At 37.1% G+C, this 20,324-nt stretch carries 21 protein-coding genes and 2 tRNA genes; 13 read left to right on the plus strand and 10 right to left on the minus strand.

What is annotated here, in order from left to right; translation table 11 throughout:
* Nucleotides 1-56: 56 nt before the first annotated feature.
* The 5 genes from secA to AO058_RS09285 all read right to left on the minus strand — a co-directional run bounded on the left by secA (nt 57) and on the right by AO058_RS09285 (nt 5,764).
* Entirely contained in the window at nt 57-3,416 is a 3,360-nt protein-coding gene (gene secA, locus AO058_RS09270) for a preprotein translocase subunit SecA (RefSeq protein WP_075326184.1), read from the minus strand.
* An 88-nt stretch (nt 3,417-3,504) separates the two neighbouring features.
* Nucleotides 3,505-3,726: a DUF2795 domain-containing protein gene (locus AO058_RS09275; protein ID WP_008272287.1), complete on the minus strand. Its 222-nt coding sequence runs from the start codon at nt 3,724-3,726 to the stop codon at nt 3,505-3,507.
* Nucleotides 3,727-3,875: 149 nt separating this feature from the next.
* A complete protein-coding gene (locus AO058_RS09280) occupies nt 3,876-4,448 on the minus strand; it encodes a cob(I)yrinic acid a,c-diamide adenosyltransferase (protein WP_075326185.1) in 573 nt (190 codons plus the stop codon).
* A 198-nt stretch (nt 4,449-4,646) separates the two neighbouring features.
* Nucleotides 4,647-4,823, minus strand: coding sequence for a hypothetical protein (locus tag AO058_RS18530; RefSeq protein ID WP_177195632.1), 177 nt, complete (start codon nt 4,821-4,823; stop codon nt 4,647-4,649).
* A gap of 161 nt (nt 4,824-4,984) precedes the next feature.
* On the minus strand, nt 4,985-5,764 hold the full coding sequence (locus AO058_RS09285; protein ID WP_143083603.1) for a hypothetical protein: 780 nt from the start codon (nt 5,762-5,764) through the stop codon (nt 4,985-4,987).
* Between the two features lie 31 nt (nt 5,765-5,795).
* Between AO058_RS09285 and AO058_RS18930 the strand changes: the two genes are divergently transcribed.
* A complete protein-coding gene (locus AO058_RS18930) occupies nt 5,796-5,945 on the plus strand; it encodes an HK97 family phage prohead protease (RefSeq protein WP_143083604.1) in 150 nt (49 codons plus the stop codon).
* Here AO058_RS18930 and AO058_RS09290 read toward each other — a convergent pair.
* Both AO058_RS09290 and AO058_RS09295 read right to left on the minus strand, forming a co-directional pair.
* Nucleotides 5,929-7,431: an OmpP1/FadL family transporter gene (locus tag AO058_RS09290; protein WP_075326187.1), complete on the minus strand. Its 1,503-nt coding sequence runs from the start codon at nt 7,429-7,431 to the stop codon at nt 5,929-5,931. The genes AO058_RS18930 and AO058_RS09290 overlap by 17 nt on opposite strands.
* A 136-nt stretch (nt 7,432-7,567) precedes the next feature.
* Nucleotides 7,568-8,713: a hypothetical protein gene (locus AO058_RS09295; RefSeq protein ID WP_232228815.1), complete on the minus strand. Its 1,146-nt coding sequence runs from the start codon at nt 8,711-8,713 to the stop codon at nt 7,568-7,570.
* A 110-nt stretch (nt 8,714-8,823) separates the two neighbouring features.
* Between AO058_RS09295 and proS the strand changes: the two genes are divergently transcribed.
* The 4 genes from proS (at nt 8,824) to rpsT (ending at nt 10,868) form a co-directional block, all read left to right on the plus strand.
* Nucleotides 8,824-10,302 carry a proline--tRNA ligase gene (gene proS / locus AO058_RS09300; RefSeq protein WP_075326188.1) on the plus strand — a complete coding sequence of 493 codons (1,479 nt, stop codon included), beginning with the start codon at nt 8,824-8,826 and terminating at the stop codon, nt 10,300-10,302.
* Nucleotides 10,303-10,380: 78 nt separating this feature from the next.
* Nucleotides 10,381-10,452 (plus strand) — tRNA-Glu (locus AO058_RS09305).
* Between the two features lie 66 nt (nt 10,453-10,518).
* Nucleotides 10,519-10,590, plus strand: a tRNA-Glu gene (locus AO058_RS09310).
* Nucleotides 10,591-10,619: 29 nt separating this feature from the next.
* Complete coding sequence (rpsT, locus tag AO058_RS09315) at nt 10,620-10,868, plus strand: 30S ribosomal protein S20 (RefSeq protein WP_075326189.1); 249 nt, start codon at nt 10,620-10,622, stop codon at nt 10,866-10,868.
* Between the two features lie 80 nt (nt 10,869-10,948).
* Here rpsT and AO058_RS09320 read toward each other — a convergent pair whose 3' ends face one another.
* A complete protein-coding gene (locus AO058_RS09320) occupies nt 10,949-11,863 on the minus strand; it encodes a glutaminase (RefSeq protein ID WP_075326190.1) in 915 nt (304 codons plus the stop codon).
* Nucleotide 11,864: 1 nt separating this feature from the next.
* Nucleotides 11,865-12,572, minus strand: coding sequence for a dipeptidase PepE (gene pepE / locus AO058_RS09325; RefSeq protein ID WP_075326191.1), 708 nt, complete (start codon nt 12,570-12,572; stop codon nt 11,865-11,867).
* A gap of 143 nt (nt 12,573-12,715) precedes the next feature.
* Between pepE and AO058_RS09330 the strand changes: the two genes are divergently transcribed.
* The 8 genes from AO058_RS09330 (at nt 12,716) to AO058_RS09365 (ending at nt 19,682) form a co-directional block, all read left to right on the plus strand.
* Complete coding sequence (locus tag AO058_RS09330) at nt 12,716-13,513, plus strand: hypothetical protein (RefSeq protein WP_075326192.1); 798 nt, start codon at nt 12,716-12,718, stop codon at nt 13,511-13,513.
* 49 nt (nt 13,514-13,562) lie between these two features.
* On the plus strand, nt 13,563-14,333 hold the full coding sequence (locus AO058_RS09335) for a carboxypeptidase-like regulatory domain-containing protein (RefSeq protein WP_075326193.1): 771 nt from the start codon (nt 13,563-13,565) through the stop codon (nt 14,331-14,333).
* Nucleotides 14,334-15,080 (plus strand): carboxypeptidase-like regulatory domain-containing protein, encoded by a 747-nt coding sequence (locus tag AO058_RS09340; protein ID WP_075326194.1) that lies wholly within the window; start codon nt 14,334-14,336, stop codon nt 15,078-15,080.
* Complete coding sequence (locus AO058_RS09345) at nt 15,061-15,861, plus strand: carboxypeptidase-like regulatory domain-containing protein (RefSeq protein WP_075326195.1); 801 nt, start codon at nt 15,061-15,063, stop codon at nt 15,859-15,861. Before AO058_RS09340 ends, AO058_RS09345 begins: the two co-directional genes overlap by 20 nt.
* A gap of 27 nt (nt 15,862-15,888) precedes the next feature.
* Entirely contained in the window at nt 15,889-16,392 is a 504-nt protein-coding gene (locus AO058_RS09350; protein WP_075326196.1) for a DUF6702 family protein, read from the plus strand.
* A gap of 55 nt (nt 16,393-16,447) precedes the next feature.
* Nucleotides 16,448-18,757, plus strand: a complete 2,310-nt coding sequence (locus AO058_RS09355; protein WP_075326197.1) for a M1 family metallopeptidase — start codon at nt 16,448-16,450, stop codon at nt 18,755-18,757.
* Nucleotides 18,758-18,833: 76 nt separating this feature from the next.
* Nucleotides 18,834-19,115, plus strand: coding sequence for a Sec-independent protein translocase subunit TatA/TatB (locus tag AO058_RS09360; protein WP_075326198.1), 282 nt, complete (start codon nt 18,834-18,836; stop codon nt 19,113-19,115).
* Nucleotides 19,116-19,124: 9 nt separating this feature from the next.
* A complete protein-coding gene (locus tag AO058_RS09365) occupies nt 19,125-19,682 on the plus strand; it encodes a phosphatase PAP2 family protein (RefSeq protein ID WP_075326199.1) in 558 nt (185 codons plus the stop codon).
* Here AO058_RS09365 and AO058_RS09370 read toward each other — a convergent pair.
* On the minus strand, nt 19,675-20,316 hold the full coding sequence (locus AO058_RS09370) for an O-methyltransferase (protein WP_075326200.1): 642 nt from the start codon (nt 20,314-20,316) through the stop codon (nt 19,675-19,677). The two genes, AO058_RS09365 and AO058_RS09370, sit on opposite strands and share 8 nt — an antisense overlap.
* Nucleotides 20,317-20,324 lie beyond the last annotated feature (8 nt).

Raw genomic sequence — 20,324 nt, forward strand, 5'->3', positions numbered from 1 at the left:
AAAAGTTCCTCTATTTAGGAGGTTTAAACAGCCCTTTTGTATAATTTAAAATTAAATTACTGATTCACAACAACCCAATCTCCTTTTTCAATAAGCGGAATAGCCTGTTTGTATTTAAGAGTTTTATTCTCGCCACTCATTACATTTTTTATAGTCACTTTATCATTACGGCCAATCTTTGGTTGGTCTCTGGTAATGGTTTCGGTCACCTGTGGGCGGCGTTGCTGTTGGGTGTTCTCAGCAGCGCGACTTTGAGCAGCTCTTTCGTCTATATTAGGAATTTCATCTTTTTGAGTTTCTACTTTTTCTTTTTTGCGTTGTCTTGCTTCCTGGATATTTGAAACATTTCCTTCTGGAATTTCACCTTTGAAAAGGAAAGAAATTACATCCCGATTTACGTGATCCAGCATAGATTTAAACAATTCAAAAGCTTCAAATTTATAGATCAATAATGGATCTTTTTGCTCGTGAACCGCTAATTGAACGCTCTGTTTTAACTCATCCATCTTGCGAAGGTGGGTTTTCCAGGCATCATCAATTATTGCAAGACTTATATTTTTCTCAAAATCTTTAACCAACTGAACACCTTCGGTTTCGTAAGCTTTCTCAAGATTCGTAACTACCTGAAGCGTTTTTTGCCCGTCTGAAAATGGTACAGAAATTCTTTCAAAATTGTTGCTTTCGTCTTCGTAAACCTGCTTAATTACCGGGAAAGCCCTGGAAGCGCTGTGCTTCATCTTTTCCTGGTAATGCTGGTAGGCTTCTTTATAGACAATTCCGGCAATTTTTTGTACGCTCATTTTCTCGAATTCTTCTTCTGAAACCGGGGCACTCATAGAGAAATACCTAATCAGTTCAAATTCAAAATTCTTATAATCCTGGGCAACTTTATTATTTTCGGTAATCGCTTCAGAAGTATCAAAGATCATATTCGCAATATCAACCTTAAGCCTGTCGCCAAATAATGCGTGGTAACGACGTTTGTAAATCACTTCCCTTTGGGCGTTCATCACATCATCATATTCCAACAAACGCTTTCTAATTCCGAAGTTATTTTCCTCTACTTTCTTTTGGGCACGCTCAATGGATTTTGAGATCATGGAATGTTGAATTACTTCACCTTCTTCCAGACCCATTTTATCCATTAATTTTGCGATCCTTTCAGAGCCGAATAGACGCATTAGATTATCTTCCAGAGAAACATAGAACTGAGAACTTCCCGGATCTCCCTGGCGGCCTGCACGACCTCTTAACTGGCGGTCTACACGCCGTGAATCGTGACGCTCTGTACCTACAATGGCTAAACCACCGGCTTCTTTAACTTCTTTACTAAGTTTAATATCGGTGCCACGACCTGCCATGTTAGTGGCGATAGTTACAATACCAGATTTACCTGCTTCGGCCACAATATCGGCTTCTCGTTTATGTAGTTTCGCGTTAAGCACGTTGTGCGGAACATTTCTCAATTTCAGCATTCTTGAGAGTAATTCTGAAATTTCTACAGAAGTTGTACCAATAAGTACGGGTCTTCCTGCATTAGAAAGCTGGGTAACATCGTCTATTACCGCGTTATATTTTTCTCTTTTGGTTTTGTAAACCATATCGTCCTTATCCTTTCTGGCAATAGGACGGTTGGTAGGAATCTCTACCACATCTAATTTATAGATTTCCCAGAATTCTCCAGCTTCAGTTACAGCTGTACCGGTCATACCAGATAACTTGCTGTACATTCTAAAGTAATTCTGAAGCGTTACTGTTGCAAAGGTTTGGGTAGCATCTTCAATTTTTACGTTTTCCTTAGCTTCAATTGCCTGGTGTAAGCCATCGCTATAACGGCGCCCGTCCATAATACGGCCGGTTTGCTCGTCTACAATTTTTACTTTATTGTCTATAACCACATATTCGTCGTCTTTCTCAAATAGAGTATAGGCTTTTAGAAGCTGGCGCAAAGTGTGAATACGTTCACTTTTTACGCTGTAATCTCTAAAAAGTTCTTCTTTTTTCTCGGCTTCTTCTTCTTTAGAAAGTCCTTCTTTTTCAATCTTGGCGATTTCCATTCCCATCTCTGGCATAACAAAGAAATCGGAATCCCCATCGGCAGAAAGAAACTCAATACCTTTATCGGTAAGGTCTATCTGATTGCTTTTTTCTTCAATAGTGAAATAAAGGTCTGCATCTACTTTTGGCATTTCACGGTTGTTGTCCTGCATGTAATGATTTTCGGTCTTCTGCAGTAACTGTTTTATACCTTCTTCACTAAGAAATTTAATAAGTGCTTTATTCTTTGGTAGACCTCTATAAACTCTTAGTAACAAGAATGCACCATCTTTGGTGTTTCCTTCTTTGATAAGTTTTTTAGCTTCAGCAAGAACCTTAGTAAGGTGTTTACGCTGAAGTTCTACAATATTAGAAATTGCAGGTTTGAGTTCGTTAAATTCGTGAACATCACCTTTTGGGATTGGCCCGGAAATAATTAAAGGTGTACGCGCATCATCAATTAAAACCGAATCTACCTCATCTACAATGGCAAAGTTATGCGGGCGTTGTACGAGATCGTTTGGAGCGTGAGACATATTATCACGCAAATAATCGAAACCAAATTCATTGTTGGTTCCGTAAGTAATATCGGCATTATAGGCTTTTCTCCTGGAGGCTGAATTTGGCCTGTGGTAATCTATACAATCTACACTTAAACCGTGAAATTCAAAAAGTGGCGCCATCCAGGTACTATCCCTTTTTGCCAGGTAGTCGTTTACCGTTACAAGGTGCACTCCGTTTCCGGTAAGAGCGTTAAGATACATTGGTAAGGTTGCCACAAGGGTTTTACCTTCACCGGTTTGCATCTCGGCAATTTTTCCCTGGTGCATAGCCACACCACCAATTAGCTGTACATCGTAATGAATCATATCCCAGGTTACCGGTTTTCCGGCAGCATCCCAGGAATTGTTCCAGATTGCGTGATCGCCTTCAAGATTTACATAATCTTTTTCGGCAGAAATCTCGCGATCAAATTCTGAGGCGGTAACTTTAAGTTGTTCGTTATGAAAAAAGCGTTTTGCGGTTTCTTTTACCGTTGCAAAGGCTTCGGGTAGAATATCGTTAAGAACCCCTTCAGAGATCTCATAAGATTTAGCTTTCAGCGCATCAATTTCAGCATAAATATCTTCCTTTTGGGTAATATCGTCACTGGCATCGGCCTCGGCTTCCAGCTCTTCAATTTGTTTATTTATATCTTTTAGAGCTTCAGCGATCTTCGCCTTAAAGCTTGCTGTTTTAGCCCTAAGTTCGTCTATAGAAAGGGCTTCAAACTCACCTTCCAGCGCCTTTATCTTATCGACTATAGGTTGTATTTCTTTGACGTCTTTTTTAGATTTATCGCCAACAAATACTTTTAATACAGAATTTAAAAAACTCATAATAGTTTTTGTTTAATACGGGGTTCAAATGTACGCAAAAAAAAAGCCTCACTTTGGAGACTTTTTTCTATTTTTTGCGTGTTATTATTTAATATTCATCCTCATTCCAAAGATAATCTTCATCAGTGGGATAATCGGGCCAAATTTCCTCAATAGAATCATACGAATCTCCTTCATCTTCAATCGCCTGTAGGTTTTCTACTACTTCTAGTGGAGCACCTGTTCTAATGGCGTAATCAATTAATTCGTCTTTAGTTGCAGGCCAGGGTGCATCACTTAAATAAGATGCTAATTCTAAAGTCCAATACATGGGTTGCTCAGGTTTATTATTTTTGCAAAAATAAATTTTTTGTGGTAATAGCCAAGAAAAAAATCTATTATTTAATCAATACTGTTAAGAACATACGCTAAAATTATAGATTTTACTGAATAATTCTTGCTGAAGCCTTAAAATAAGAACTAAGATTTTTCGGGAATCCATTTTACCTCTTCGGCCTCTAATTTTTTAGACAACATCCGTGCCAGTACGAATAGATAGTCAGATAGTCTATTTAGATATTGTAAAACCTTATCGTCAAAAGCTTCAATTTCGTGTAAAGCTGTGGCAAGTCGCTCTGCACGCCGGCATACACACCGCGCTATGTGACAGAATGACACGCTTTGGTGGCCTCCCGGAAGCACAAAATGAGTCATAGGAGGAAGTTCCTCATTCATTTTGTCCATTTCTTTTTCCAGCATTTCTATATCTTCTGCCGAAATTTTAGGAATATTTAATCGCTCTTTTCCGTTTTTTAATTTTTGTTTTTCAGAATCTGTCGCCAGGGTAGAGCCGATAGTAAAGAGCCTATCCTGAATTCTGCTTAAAACCTGTTTGGTATGTTCGCCGGTATCCTGATCGCGAACAAGTCCAATATGAGAGTTAAGTTCGTCTACAGTGCCGTAACTTTCTATGCGAATATGGTGTTTGGGAACCCTGGTGCCTCCAAAAAGGGCAGTAGTACCTTTATCACCGGTTTTTGTATATATCTTCATATAAATGTTTTGTTTCTTACTGGATAATTGAAATTAAAATACTCAAAATTCTTACTTGAATTCCAGGCTTTTTCAAATTAAATTTTTAGTCCCGGGCCTAAATTATTTTACTTAAGACTTTGCCTTCCCTGGTAAAGTAATTTACTTTTCAAAAGTACAAAATGAAGAATTAAGGCGGCAATTAATGAGGCTAAGAAGTTAAATATTAGTTTCAGATTTTTCCTCTCTTCGGCGTTCCATATAGCGCCTTCTAAAATTTCTGTTCTTACGAGCCTTACGGTTCTTTTTTGCTCTACGGGAATTCCAAATAAAATAAACGAGAAAAGCCGCAATAAGCGCGAAGTAAATCCAGGTTTCCTGGTCAAACTCAAACATGATAAACTGTTAATTTTTTACAAGATATGAAATTTTGAGTTTTTAAGGAATTAAATTAAATTTTTCAATAGATGCATACTGAAGAGGAAGTTTATGTAAAAATTAAAGTCAGCATAGAAAATTTTTCTATGCTGACTTTTTTATAACTCATTTTTTAAATTTTAATCTTCGGTAGAAGTGGTTACCTGCGGGCCAATCCCACTTAGGTTTTGGTTATAAACCCAAAGTTCCTGAGAAGCGCCATTGGTAATATTCATCCAATCTTGTGTAAAAGAATTAAAAGAACCAGCCCCGTGAACTTCCTCAAACTTCTCTTTAAGCTTTTGATCTTTTCCCAGCCAGGCAAAATCATCGAAGAAATATACTACAGAAAGATCCTGGCCAGAGTTGGTAGACGAAAATTCATTGGTGTAAATTGCGAAAGGCGTTTCAGGTGATTTTTCCTTTAAAACTCCTGTTACCATTTCTAGCTTAGAAATCATATCTTCATATTTTCCTCTTGCTATGTCCCAAACGCTTACTCTAAGTTTGCTCATTTCAAAATTAGAAGGAAAATGAGATAATTTATTATGGAATCTCCAAAAAGTCACTTCCTCTTCGCTCTCTAAATAAGGGATCACATTATTGGTCCAGTCTTCATCATGTGCTTCCTGGGTAGGGCTGGCTTCATCAAAAGCACTCCACGGCATTGGCCCAATTACCGCCATATAATCATACGCATTTTGGCCATTCATGATTGTAAAAATTCGTACTCCCATAGCTCCTTCTGCATGAAACTGCTCATTGTGATTTTTCATACCTTCAGAAAACTCTTTTATTTTATCGCTTTTTGCTGAAAAAATAGTGGATCCAACAATGAGATATTCCTCATTGTTATCTGACTGATTTTGGGAAAATACCAAAAAAGGAATTAGCATCATCCAGTAAAAAATTGACTTCATAACTGTGTATTTAAATGTTAGTAATGCAGCTATGATAGATGAGGCTTCAATAAATAGGTTGTATAAGTTACTGAAAAATAGTGATATAAGAGGATGTAGTATAGGGTTTAAATTAAAAAACGCCCAAAAAGGGCGTTTTAAGTTAAAAACAAAAGATCGTTTTCCTACAAGCCGAAGCTAAGCGATAAAATCACTTTGGAGAGGTCTCTGTCTATATTTGCCGTATTGGTTAAACCAGTTTCATAAAGTCTTGCATTTTCCTCGTAATTTGCGTTGGTGTAGGCAAGGTCTAATTTCATACTTCCAAAATCGTAGCCAATACCACCCGAATAGCCGGTTAAATCGCCTACAGTAGATTCGTTAGCGTAGGGACTTTGCTCAAAACGATAACCGCCTCTTAAGCTCCAGTTATTGATTCTATATTCTCCACCCAATCTAAAAATAGAAGCCGCCTGAAGTTCTTCTGAAATAAGACCATTTTGAAAATCGAATTCGGGATCATCTGTAGGTCTAAATTCAGTTGCTGAATAATCTTTGTAGGAATAATCAAAACTAATTAATCCTTTGGTACCGAATAGTACAGCAAGGCTACCGGTAATTTTACCGGGAGTTTTAAGATTGTAATCAGGGTAGAGGTTTAAAACGTTGGGGTCTACAACCACCCGCTCATTCGCTTCGTTATTTGTTTCGAGATACTGGGTAGCCTCTTCCACGATACTAAACCAGGTGGGAGAGTGGTATGATGCGCCAACTCTAAATCTATCACTTACTTTGGCAATCGCACCTAACTGAAAAGAAAATCCGTCTCCGGTTGTGCTTAAGTTGTTATTAAAAATTACCTGATTGGTAGCACTACCTGAATTACTGTTGTTTTCTCTAAACCTTGTACTACGGTCGTAGTTTAAAAAATGGGTATTTAGGTTAGCACCCAGGTATAAGAAATCTTTAAACTGTGTCCCAAAATTAAAAGAAAATTTTCCGTTTAAACCGGTAGCCACAGAACGATATTCCTGGTTAAAATTCCCGGGGCTTATAAAGGAATTATACTCGGTGTTATCTGGTGAATCCTCTGCCTGATCTATAACATAGCCCTGGTATCCTAAAAATGCCTGTTGCGCTCCAAAACCTTCGTTTTCTCCTAAATAAGAATAAAGATCAGAGATGCTTTCATCTTCACGGGTTTGGAGTAAATCTAATGGTATGCCGTTAGCATAATTTAGAAAATACTGGTCTATAGAAGTCTGGCTTGTTCCAGTAGCCAAAAAAGCATCGTCAAAATTATTGGTCTGACTATAATTTAAACCTAAACTAAATTTTCTCCAGGGACTATCACTTCTTGTATCAAAAACAAGTACACCACCGGCCTGATTAAAGTTAAAATCTGAATTTTCATTTGTAGTACCGGTTCCAAAATAATCTACATTTTTATTGGTAGAACGGTGAGACAAAGTCATAGTTCCAAAAGAATTAAGGAAAACGGCAGAACTGGCCGGGTTTACTGTAATGGCAGATAAGTCTCCCCCAAGTGCTCCAAAAGCACCACTAAGTGCCTGGAACCTGGCGGTTCCGTTCAGTTCTTCAGAACTGTATCTATAAGCATCGGTAATGTTTTGAGCCTGGGCGCTTCCTGCTAAAAGAATGCTCAATATTATAAATATCTTTTTCATAAACTATTTTTAAATCCTTTTACGGTTTACCGGGTTTTAGACCGGAGTATATTTATTGATTTCAGAAAAAACCTTACAGCGGGAAACTGTAAGGTTGATTCAATTTTTTTTAAAATACTTTCACGCCAGAAGTTGATTATCCTCTACCGCCACCTCTGGATGAAGAAGAACGACTACTTCCGCCTGAACTTCTTGTACCAGAACTTCTGGAACTACTAGAGCTACTGCGAACAGTACCGCTACTTCTTGAAGAACTATTAGAAGATCTATTATAAGTAGAGTTAGATCTTGAACTTCTATTAGACCTGTTTATAGCCGAATTTGTTCTTGAAGAAGAAGTGTTGATTCTAGATGGTTCGCTCCTTCTGCTAGATCGGGAATAAACGTTAGAATTATCTGAATTACTTCTGGTATAACTTCTACTTCTTGAAGCATTATCATTGCTTCTAATATTTCGAATGCTTCTGGAATAAGAAGATTCGTTAGTTCTAATACGGGAAACATTATCCCTTGAATTTGTACCATAATCTGAATAGCTGGCTCTTCTTCCGCTATTATAAGCTACGTCTCTGTAATTGTTACGATAGCCATAATATGGGTTGTTTAAATATCCTCTTCCTATATATGGGTTATAAAAGCCTCCAAAGCCTCCATATCCAAATCCGAAGCCAAAGTGGTTACCCCAGCCCCATCGTGAGCCGTATGCAAAACCGCCACCCCATGGGCCAAATCCTCCGCCCCAGGGACCAAAACCGGCACCCCAATAACCTGGACCATAAAATGGATCCCAGAAAAACGGATCATTCCAGTAACCTCCAAAACCGTAACCATATCCAAAACGATTCCATCTCCATGGATTGTAAAATCCACCGTGGAAACCGGTATTGTAAATGTTTATAGTATATTGATCTGGATCTTCACCCCAGGGAGCTCTTCCGCCAACATAAGCTTGTTGGTCTTCATAATAAACTTCATCCTCTCCGCCTTCTGCAGAGGAGTAAGATTCTACATCGGTAAAGATTATGTTATCGGCCATCTGGCCATAAAATTCTGATTTTTCTGAAAAAAGGTTCTTATAGTATGAATTTCCCTGATCCTGTTTATTATTATTATTAGCATATTGGGATGGCTCTTCAGAAGTTGATTGCTGTTGGTTAGAATCACCATAGATCCCATCCTCATAACCAGAATACTGGTAAGAACCGCAAGATGCTAACAATAGCAAGAACATAGGAGCAACAAATAGAATTGCTTTTTTGTGTAAGTCGTAATTGCGTATCATTAGCTTAGTATTTTATTGTTGAACATTACAAAAATAGTTAGTTTTGCGCTAACTAAACCTGCATTTAGATTGTGTTTAACAAAATACAAGATTTATGCCAAATCCAGAGAATGAGTAAAAAGTTAACCAAAAGAAGCGAAGATTATTCAAAATGGTACAACGAATTGGTAGTAAAAGCTGATTTAGCTGAAAATTCCGCAGTACGAGGTTGTATGGTAATTAAACCCTACGGATTTGCCATTTGGGAGAAAATGCAGGCCCAGCTTGATAAAATGTTCAAGGAAACCGGACATCAAAATGCTTATTTTCCGCTTTTTGTTCCCAAGCATCTCTTTGAAGCTGAAGAAAAAAATGCCGAAGGTTTTGCGAAAGAATGTGCCGTGGTTACTCATTACAGGCTTAAGACAGATCCTAATGATAAATCTAAATTAATAGTAGATCCTGAAGCTAAACTGGAAGAGGAACTTGTAGTTAGACCAACTTCTGAAGCTATTATCTGGAATACTTACAAAAACTGGATTCAGTCTTATAGAGATCTTCCTATTAAAATCAATCAATGGGCTAATGTGGTGCGTTGGGAGATGCGAACCCGATTATTCCTGAGAACTTCAGAATTTCTCTGGCAGGAAGGGCATACCGCCCACGCCACCAAACAGGAAGCCCTGGAGGAAACTGAATTAATGAATAATATTTATGCCGAATTTGCCGAGAAATTTATGGCAATGCCGGTTATAAAAGGAAGTAAAACCGAAAGTGAACGCTTTGCCGGTGCTGTAGAAACTTATTGCATTGAAGCAATGATGCAGGACGGGAAAGCTCTGCAAGCAGGAACCTCTCACTTTTTAGGTCAGAACTTTGCAAAAGCTTTTGATGTAAAATTCACTTCTAAAGAAGGAAAATTAGAAAATGTTTGGGCAACCTCCTGGGGTGTTTCTACACGTTTAATGGGAGCGCTTATTATGACGCATAGTGATGATAACGGTTTGGTACTTCCTCCAAATTTAGCGCCTACTCAGGTAGTAATTGTTCCTATATATAAAGGAGAAGGACAATTAGAAGAAATTTCTAAGGTAGCCAACAAACTGGCTGATGATCTTAAAGAAGCCGGTATTTCGGTGAAATACGATGATAGAGATACGCAAAAACCAGGTTGGAAGTTTGCTCAATACGAATTACAAGGAGTGCCGGTAAGATTGGCTATTGGGCCAAAGGATCTTGAGAAAGGAAGTGTTGAACTTGCAAGAAGAGATACCCTCGCTAAAGAGTTTGTAAACCAAACAGAAGTAGTGGAGAAGGTGAAGCACCTTATGGTTGAAATGCAGGATACTTTATTTGATAAAGCTTTCAATTTTAGAAACGAACATATCACCGAGGTAGATTCTTTTGATGAATTTAAAAAAGTTTTAAAAGAAAAAGGAGGATTTATTTCTGCCCATTGGGATGGAACTGCAGAGACAGAAAACAAGATAAAAGGGCTTACCAAAGCCACAATTCGCTGTATACCATTTAATTCCGAAAAAGAGTCGGGAAGCTGTGTGCTTACAGGGAAACCGTCTGAGCAAAGAGTGCTTTTTGCGAAGGCATATTAATTTTTAAAATTTTTTTGTGGAACTCTTGCGGCATTCAAAAATAGTTGTATTTTTGCATCCGCATTGAAACAAAAAAATGGTCCGTTCGTCTAGGGGTTAGGACGCCAGGTTTTCATCCTGGTAACAGGGGTTCGATTCCCCTACGGACTACAACAGAACACAAGTTTTAGTTTTGTGTTTTTAAAGTCCTGAAAAGGCAATTTGAAATAAATTAATGGTCCGTTCGTCTAGGGGTTAGGACGCCAGGTTTTCATCCTGGTAACAGGGGTTCGATTCCCCTACGGACTACTTTAAAAAATAATTAAAGCAATTTTGTAATGGCAAATCACAAGTCAGCATTGAAGAGGATTCGTAGCAATGAGACCAAACGTCTTAGAAACCGCTACCAGCATAAAACTACCAGAAACGCAATTAAAAAGTTGAAGGAGTCTGAGAAGAAAGAAGCTGAAGCTCTTTTGCCTTCTGTTATCTCTATGGTAGATAAATTAGCAAAGAAAAATATTATACATGATAATAAAGCTGCGAACTTAAAATCGCAACTTGCTAAGCACGTAGCTGCGCTTTAATAATATTACAGTGTTCAATTATAAAAAAATGCTTTCTGCGTTTGCGGAAAGCATTTTTTTATTTTTAATAATTTTTGGGTTTAAAAAACCGAAAGACCGGTTAGCGAAGTAAGGCGTTCTAAAGCCTTCATTCCTAATTCTGAATTTCCTTTTTCATTTAAAATAGGACTCCAAACCGCTACTGAATACTGGTCTGGATGAATGGCTACAATACCTCCGCCAACACCACTTTTCCCCGGTAATCCTACTTCAAAACTAAATTCCCCGGCTTCATCATAGAAACCACAGGTTTGCATTAAAGAATTTATCCTTTTTACAGAGGTAGGCGTTAAAATTTCTTCATCTGTACTTAATATTTTACCCTTATTAGCGAAAATCATAAAGGCCTGGGCTAATTGTTTGCAGGACATTGCCAGAGAACAGAGGTGAAAGTAAAAATCTACAATAGGTTCAACTTCACATTTAATATTCCCCAATGCTTTCATATAATTTACCAGTGCTACATTTCTATATCCTGTAGAACGTTCTGAAGCTGCAATTTTGAGATCAAAATTAATGCTATTATCTTCGGTAATTTTCCTTACAAAATCTAATAATTCCTGTTTTGGATCTTCTAATTGATCTACTAAAATATCTGAAATTACCAAAGCGCCGGCGTTTATAAAAGGATTTCGGGGCACACCGCTTTCGTATTCTAACTGGCTTAACGAATTAAATGGATCTCCCGAGGGTTCTACATCTACCCGGTCCCAAAGATCTTCACCCATAATACGCATAGCCATAGAAAGGCTAAAAACTTTAGAGATACTTTGAATAGAAAAAAGCTCTTCGCTATCTCCAAAACTAAAATGTTGCCGGTCTCCACAATAAACGTGCATACCAAATTTACGCGGATCTACTTTGGCGAGTTCAGGAATATAAGAGGCAACTTTGCCGGTTACATCCCGGTAACTCAGTTCGTCATTTATAGTATTTAGTATACTTTGGTAGTCCATATTAATTTAATTCGCTTAAGTCTGAATTGGTTTCTATCTCGAAAGGTAATTTTTCTGATTTAAAAATGCGAGCGCTCAAGCTACCTTTTAACTCAATTTTATTATCTGAAACCAATATCCAGCTACCTTCCCTAAGTCCAATTACGGGTTGCGTATTTATAGTGTGGAATTCTTTTATTCGTGTCTCCCGGGTTTCTCCTTTATGCGTAGAATTTGAATCGGGATCTAAATAATGCGGATTAATATTAAAAGGAACTACTGCCAAAGTTTTAAAACTCGGCGGATAGACTATGGGCATATCGTTGGTGGTTTGCATTGTTAAGCCCGCGATATTCGTCCCTGCACTGGTGCCCATATAAGCTGCGCCATTTTGAATACTTTCTTTAAGCGGTTGCATTAATTTATTTCGGTAGAGCTCAGAAACCAGTAAAAAAGTATTACCCCCACCGGTAAAAATTCCTTTAGCTTGAGTTATAGCTTCAGTCATATCTTCAAATTCGTGAATTCCACGTAAGTTAATTCCGGCTTCGTTAAAAGCTTCGGAAGCTTTTTTAGTGTATTCAGTGTGCGAAATTCCGCCGGGGCGGGCAAAAGGAATAAAGATCACTTCATCTATATTTTTAAAAAATACCTTTAATTCCGGAATTAAATATTCCAGGTAGTCCTGCCCATGTAAAGTTGAGGTGCTGGCCAATAATGCTTTGCTCATAAATGCTTTTATTTTTCTAATGCTAGTATAATATATATTGACTTAAAATTAGTCTAAATAGGGGTTTTAACAAAAGTTTACAAGCTGCTTTACTATAAATAAGGACTAAGAATTGTTACTTTATTAATAGGAAAACCACAACTATGTTAAAGAATACATTTTTTATTATTTTTATTTTATTCAGCAGTATTTTAATTGCCCAGGAGAAGGAACGCACTCTGGTAAACGGTAAAATTATTGTTCCTGAAGAAGATACTCCAGAGGGAATGACCATTTTTAACCGAAACACCGCACGCGGTACCATATCTAATCCCGACGGGGAATTTAAGTTAAGTGTTGCGCTTAATGATACGGTAGTATTTTCTTCCATTCAATTTGAAGAATTTAGAGTAGTTGTAGAAGAAGGCGTTATAAATTCTGGTGAAATGAATGTTTTTCTAACAGAATCTGTTACCGAACTGCCAGAGGTGCTGTTATCTGATAATAAACTTTCTGGAGATATTAGGGTAGATGTTAGTCGAATTGCTGTTAGTGACCCAGATGTTCCCCGGTATTCTGCAGCCGAATTGGAAGCCTTGAATGTTAGAAGACAACCCGATTCTTTAATGGGACCCGGAAGAAATGCAGCTCTGGCTGCCGGAAATACCAGGCTGGTAAACGGACTCAACTTTGTGAACATCTTTAAATTCCTTGTAGGGGCTGAGGTTGAAAACAATCCTTTTACGAAACAGGAACTCGACGAAAAATTACGGGATCTTTATGACGATGAGTTTTTTAGAACCAACCTGGATATTGAAAAAGATAAAATAAATGATTTTATTTACTACGTTACAGATCACGGTTTAGATAATGACTTATTGGAAGACGGAAACGAATTAAACCTAATTGAATTTCTAATAGAAAAAAGTAAAGAATATAAAGCATTTCACGCTCGGGAATAATACTTAAAAACCTTCATCAATCATCATTATTCATCATCAACATCAATCAATGAAATATTTTTTATCTATTTTATCGTGTTTTTTTGTACTTGCAGTAAGTGCCCAGGAAAAAATACAGCTCACCGGTAAAATTAAAGCCGATAGTATTGAAGCTCCTATTCACATCATTAACATAACACAAGAAAAGGGCAGTGTAAGCGATAAAGCGGGAAATTTTAAGATAGAAGTTTCAGAAAACGATTTGCTGTTAATTTCTTCGGTGCAATTTCAGCGAAAAGAAATAAAGATTACTTCTAAAATTCTTAATGAAGAAACACTAAATATAAAATTACTTCCTGCCCTAACCGAACTCGAACAGGTAAGGGTTCATAATCTTAGTGGAAACCTGGAAGAAGATATTGCCAATATTAAGGTAATAAATATGCCGGTTATTAATGTGCCGCCTTCCCCTACTAGCGTGATTCCACGAGGTACGCCTAACGCAGCATTTAATGCCAGCCAAACCCATGCACCGGCGGGAGCGAATATTTTAGGGTTGGTGGGATTAATAATAGGAAAACCAAATTTTGGCATAATAGGAGCCAAATCTAAATCTCCTGCTAAAAGGGAAAAAGAGATTGTAAATAATCTGCGTAACAGGTTTGACGATTATTTCTTTAATAATCATTTAAAAATTGATACCCCTCATATAATGAACTTTCTAACCTATATTTTTGAAAATGGTTTTCAGGAAAAATTTTTAAAAAAAGAACACGCTTTAGAACTTGTGGTGTTTCTGGAAAATAAAAGTGAATCTTACCGCAAACTTATAGTTGAATAGATGAAAAGCAGTTTCTTTCTTGTATTTCTACTTATTTTTTCAGCTCATTTATTTTCCCAGGATCGTGTACTACTAAAAGGGGAAATTCTTGCTGATTCTATTGAAGCACCAATTCATATTATAAATATTACTGCTGAAAAAGGCACGGTAACCGAAGCAAACGGTGAATTTTCTATAGAAGTAAGAGAAAATGATTTGCTATTATTTTCATCAGTACAATTTCAGAAAAAAGAAATTTTAATTACTGCTGAAATTTTATCTTCCAAAGTTTTAAAAGTTGAATTGCAAAAAGACCTTACAGAATTAGACGAAGTTAGGTTGCACCAATTAAGCGGAAACCTGGCAAGTGATATTGAAGAAATTAAAACCTTTGATCCACGAATCATTGGTTTTGCCCTTTCTGATAGAGAACCACTAAGTATTGAAGAGCGCAAATTGGTTGCAATGAGCAGTCCTATGGATCCTGTTGGTCTCATTTTTGGAGCGCTTTCTGGAGAAAGGGAAAAACTTAAAAAAGCTATAGAAAATAACAGAGTAAGTGCACTGGTTTATAAGGCCAGGGAATTTGTGCCTGATGAGTACTTTACTGAAACCTTGCTTTTACCCTTGAATAAAATTATGGATTTTCTCTACTATTGTAGCTTAAAACCAAATTTTGAAGAATTAGTCAAAAAAAATGATCCCCTGGTTCTAATGGAATTTCTTAAAGAAAAGCTTCCAGAATATAATGAGTTTATCAAGGATTAAAAGCATTAATTTTTTCTTTATACTGTTGCTACCTTTTGCTGGGTTTTCCCAGCAAGAAACTATTTTTTCAGGCCAAATAATTACCGAAGAACCACTTTTATCTCCGGTTCACATAATTAACATTACCCGGCAAAAAGGTGGAGTTAGTGAACTTTCAGGTCATTTTTCTGTAGCGGTAAACAAAGGTGATTCTTTAGTTTTTTCTTCGGTTCAATACAAAAAGAAAACGATTGTAATAGATCGTGAAAAACTTCAGCAGAACAATTTTACAATTAAACTGGAGGAAGATCTTACTGAATTAGATGAAGTAAAACTTCATAAGCTCTCAGGAAGTCTGGCAAAAGATATTTCAGAAATTGAAACTTTTAATAAATTCGATTTAAATGCACCAATGCGCAGAAAACCGCCTCCATCTCAGGTAGAAAGGCAATTATATACCGCTACAACAGGTCCCGGTGGCACCAGGCTTAGTATTTTGGGGGTATTAACCGGAACGATACCTTTAGACCCGGTTATAAACGGGATTAGTGGTAGAACGGCGTGGTTAAAGAAGAGAAAAACAAATGACGAATTTAAATTTACTATTGAAAAAGCCATTTATTTAATTCCTGAAAATACGCTAATTGAAGACTTCGGAATAGCGAAAAGTGCGGTGATGAATTTTGTGTATTATTGTGCAGAAAATTATGATTTGGAAATTCTTCTTGGAAATCCTTTAGAATTATATGAATTTTTTCAATCCAAATCAGTTGAATTTAAAGCTTTAGGTGCTTTGGATTAATATTTGTTATAGAAGAGAAAAAGATTAATGAGAAAAATAAGCCTAATCCTGGCCAGCTTTTTTTTGCTTTCAGCATTTAAATCTGGCGCTCACGAGTTTTACCTAAGTGTTACAGAGATTGAATACAATAACGAGGAGCAAAGTTTACAAATTATTACCAGGGTTTTTATAGACGATTTTCAGAATGTTTTAAACGAACGTTTTGATGCCGATATTCAGCTTTCTCAAGAAGCAGAAGAAGGCGCCGTAACTGAACATATTTCTAAATATCTTAATCAGAAATTAAGGTTGAAAATAGATGGCGAAGAGCTTCAGCTTAATTATTTGGGAAAAGAATACGATGCCGATCAACTGGTGCTTTATATTGAAGTGGAAAACGTAGCTGCTTTTGATGAAATTGAAGTCACCAACGAGATTTTAACCGATTTGTTTGATGACCAGAAAAATGTGGTGCACGTAAAAGTAAATAACAAAACCAAAAGTTTATTACTTATGCGGCAGCAAGAGACAGAAAAACTCACATTTCCTTAAGGAAAACCTGATTAAAATATTTATTTTTAGCAATCTTTAAATTAAAACATAATTGATGAACAAATTAAGACTCTTAAGTTTCGCTTTAGTGATGCTTTTTGTAAGCGGTCTTCAGGCCCAGGAATCGGAAGCCGAAGAGCAGCAACCAAAACAGGAAGGTCACGAGAATAACAATAAGTTTAAACAACTTTACGAGACTTTCGCAACTCCCAATCAATACCGAACCGGTGCCGGAGCTCCCGGAGAAGCTTATTATCAAAACCAGGCCGACTATAAAATGGATATCGTTTTGGACGATAAAAATACCCGTTTAGATGGTGAGGCCGAGGTTACTTATTATAATAATTCTCCCGATAAACTAGAGTATTTGTGGGTGCAATTAGACCAAAACGTACGTAAGAAAGATGCACCGGCTTTAGAGCGAAATCCTAGTGGAATGAGTCCCGTGGCTACTCCACAACGTTTTGTAAGTCAGCATATGGAAGAGTCGTTTGACGGCGGTTTCAATATTGTAGGTTTAACTCACGATGGCGATAAATTAAATTACACCATAAATCAAACGATGTTAAGAATAGATTTGGAAGAGGCTTTAGAGCCCGGTGAATCTTTTGAGTTTGAAATGAAATGGTGGTACAACATCAATAACCATATTACCGATAGGGCTAGAAGTGGTTATGAGCATTTTCCTAAAGATGGTAACAATGCTTATGTAATTGCACAATTCTTCCCAAGAATGGCGGTTTATAACGATGTTGAAGGCTGGCAGAATATGCAATTTTGGGGCAGTGGTGAGTTTGCCCTTCCTTTTGGTGATTACGAAGTGAATATTACCGTTCCTGCAGATCATATTATGGAGGCTACAGGAGAACTTCAAAACCGCAAGGATGTTTATACCAAAGAAATGATGAGCCGTTATGAAAAGGCAAAGAAATCTTACGATAAGCCTGTAATAGTTAGAACTCAAGCTGAAGCCGAAGAAGCCGAAAAGTCTTTTTCTAATAAAACCAAAACCTGGAAATATAAGGCCGAAATGGTTAGAGATTTTGGATTCTCTACTTCAAGAAAATTTATTCTTGATATGATGGCTACAGATGTTGGTGGTAAAGATGTAATGGCAGTTTCTTTATATCCTAAAGAAGGAAATCCACTTTGGGAAGAATGGTCTACAAAGGCAGTAGCCAGCACTTTAAAATCTTATTCTAAGCAAACTTTTCAATATCCATATCATAAAGCGGTTTCGGTTCACGCTAGAAACCAGGGAATGGAATATCCAATGATTTGCTGGAATTATGGTCGTCCCGATGAGGATGGAACGTATTCCGATAGAGTTAAATTTGGGATGATAAGTGTAATTATTCACGAAATTGGACATAACTTCTTCCCAATGATTGTAAACAGTGATGAACGCCAGTGGGGTTGGATGGACGAAGGTTTAAACACCTTTAGCCAGTATCTTGCCGAGCAGGAATTTGGAGAAAAATATCCCGAAGCTATTACTCCTTTAGAGCAATATCCATCTCGAAGAGGAATTCCGGCGAAAATTGTTCCTTATATGAAAGGGAATCAAAAGTATATCGCACCAATTATGTCTAATCCAGAGAATGTTTACCAGTTAGGAAATAACGCTTACGGTAAGCCGGCAACCGCGCTAAATATTTTGCGAGAAACTGTAATGGGACACGAGCTTTTTGACCACGCCTACAAAACATTTGCTCATCGTTGGATGTTTAAACACCCCACCCCTGAAGATTTCTTTAGAACAATGGAAGATGCTTCAGCCGTAGATTTAGACTGGTTTTGGAGAGGATGGTTTTATACTACCCATAATGTAGATATGGGAATTAAAGAAGTGAAGAAGCTTTATGTTACAGATAATGCTACGAAAGAAGGAAAAGAATTCCTGGAACGTTACGGCGCAGATCCTGAAGAAATTGATGCAATTTATGTAGTAGAAGAAGATAGTGAAGAGTTTGATGAAAACTTAAAGGGAAAATCTGCTTTAGAGAATTCATCTACTTTAAAAGAGTATGTGATGGATAATTTTTCTGAAGAAGAACGAAGGAAATTAAAAGATCCTAAATATTTCTACCAGGTAATTTTTGAAAAACCGGGTGGAATCCCAATGCCTTTAATAGTAGAATTCACTTACGCCGATGGTTCTACCGAAATGAAAAGATATCCCGTACAGCTTTGGAGAATGAACGATGAGGTAGCTACAAAAGTTATTGCTACCAATAAGGAAATCGTAAAAATGGTGGTAGATCCAAATTTAGAAACCGCCGATGTTGATGTAAACAACAATACCTGGCCTAAAGAAGAAACTACCAGTAAATTTGAAGAATTCAAGGAGAGCCTTGGAAACTAAAATCTAAAATAAATTTAGCCGACTTTAACGAGTCGGCTTTTTTTATACCTAAATTTGTGGCTATATTTGTTTTGCTATGAACATCATACCTCTTTTTATTAGTGGTGCCGAAATTGCCTTTATCCTGTTTATTCTGGTAATGGTTTTTGGTGCCGATAAGATTCCCGACATTGCCCGTGGTATGGGTAAAGGGATGAAAATGCTTCGTAATGCCTCTAACGACATTAAAACAGAAATTCAGAAAAGTGCCGAAAAGCAAGGCATTGATACCGATATTTCTAAAGATGTGAGAGGAGAGATAGATAAAGTGAAAGAAGATATTGACGAGATTACCGGTTCAGTAAAACGTAGATTTTAATTACTATTTATGTTAGAACAGCTAAAACAATGGGACCGTGAGCTGTTTGTTTATCTCAACGGACTGGGAATTGAAACTTACGATAATTTTTGGATCACCGTAACTACTATCCAAAACTGGATCCCGCTTTATATCACTTTTTTTATTCTTTATTTTGTGGCTTTTCACTGGAAAAAGGCACTTTTTACCACTTTTTTTATTCTTGCAACGGCGCTTTCAACTTATGGTTTTACCAACGTTGTTAAAAACTTTTTTTTACGTCTTAGGCCTAACAATCAACCCGAAATTGCTGATGTTATTAGAATCCTGCAAACTCCAGATAACTATAGTTTTTTCTCCGGGCATTCTGCGGTTTCTGCCGCTGCGGCCCTATTTTTCATCCTTTCACTAAAAGATAAATACCCCTGGATTTGGGTAGTACTTATCTGGCCGTTATTATTTATGTTGAGTCGAATTTATGTAGGCGTTCACTATCCCGGTGATGTATTAGTAGGTGCGGCTGTAGGAATTATTTTCGCAATTATTTTCTTTATGCTCTACCAACGTTCAGGAAAACGCTTTATTTAACGCGCGTTAAAGTTAATCCGTCGCGAATAGGCAAAATCACCGTTTCTACGCGTTCATCTTCCGCCAGCATTTTATTATATTTTAAAAGGGCTTGTGTAGATTCATCTTCAGCTTTAACCGGTTCTACAACTTTACCGCTCCATAGAACATTGTCAGATAATATTACTCCGCCGGGATTCATTTTCTCAATAATTAAATCGAAATATGCGGGATAGTTAGGCTTATCGGCATCAATAAAAACTAAATCAAATTTCTCCTCAATTTGCGGAATTATTTCCTGAGCATCTCCAATATATTGCTTAATCTGATTTTTGTATTCTGAAGCCTGGAAATATTTCTGCTGAAAATCGTATAATTCTTCATTGATATCTATGGTATGCAAAATTCCCTCTTTGGGTAAACCTTCAGCCAGGCATAAAGCCGAATAACCCGTGTAAGTACCAATTTCCAGGATAGTTTTTGGAGCTATTATTTTTGAAATAAGGCTTAAAATTCTTCCCTGATAATTTCCGCTTAACATTCGTGGTTGCAAAACTTTTTGATTGGTTTCGCGATTAAGCTTTGCCAAAAACTCAGGTTCTTTAGCCGAATGTTCTAAAATATACTGGTCTATGGCTTCAGGAAGAAAATGCATAAGATTCA

Source organism: Salegentibacter sp. T436 (assembly GCF_001932675.1).
Classification (GTDB): domain Bacteria; phylum Bacteroidota; class Bacteroidia; order Flavobacteriales; family Flavobacteriaceae; genus Salegentibacter; species Salegentibacter agarivorans.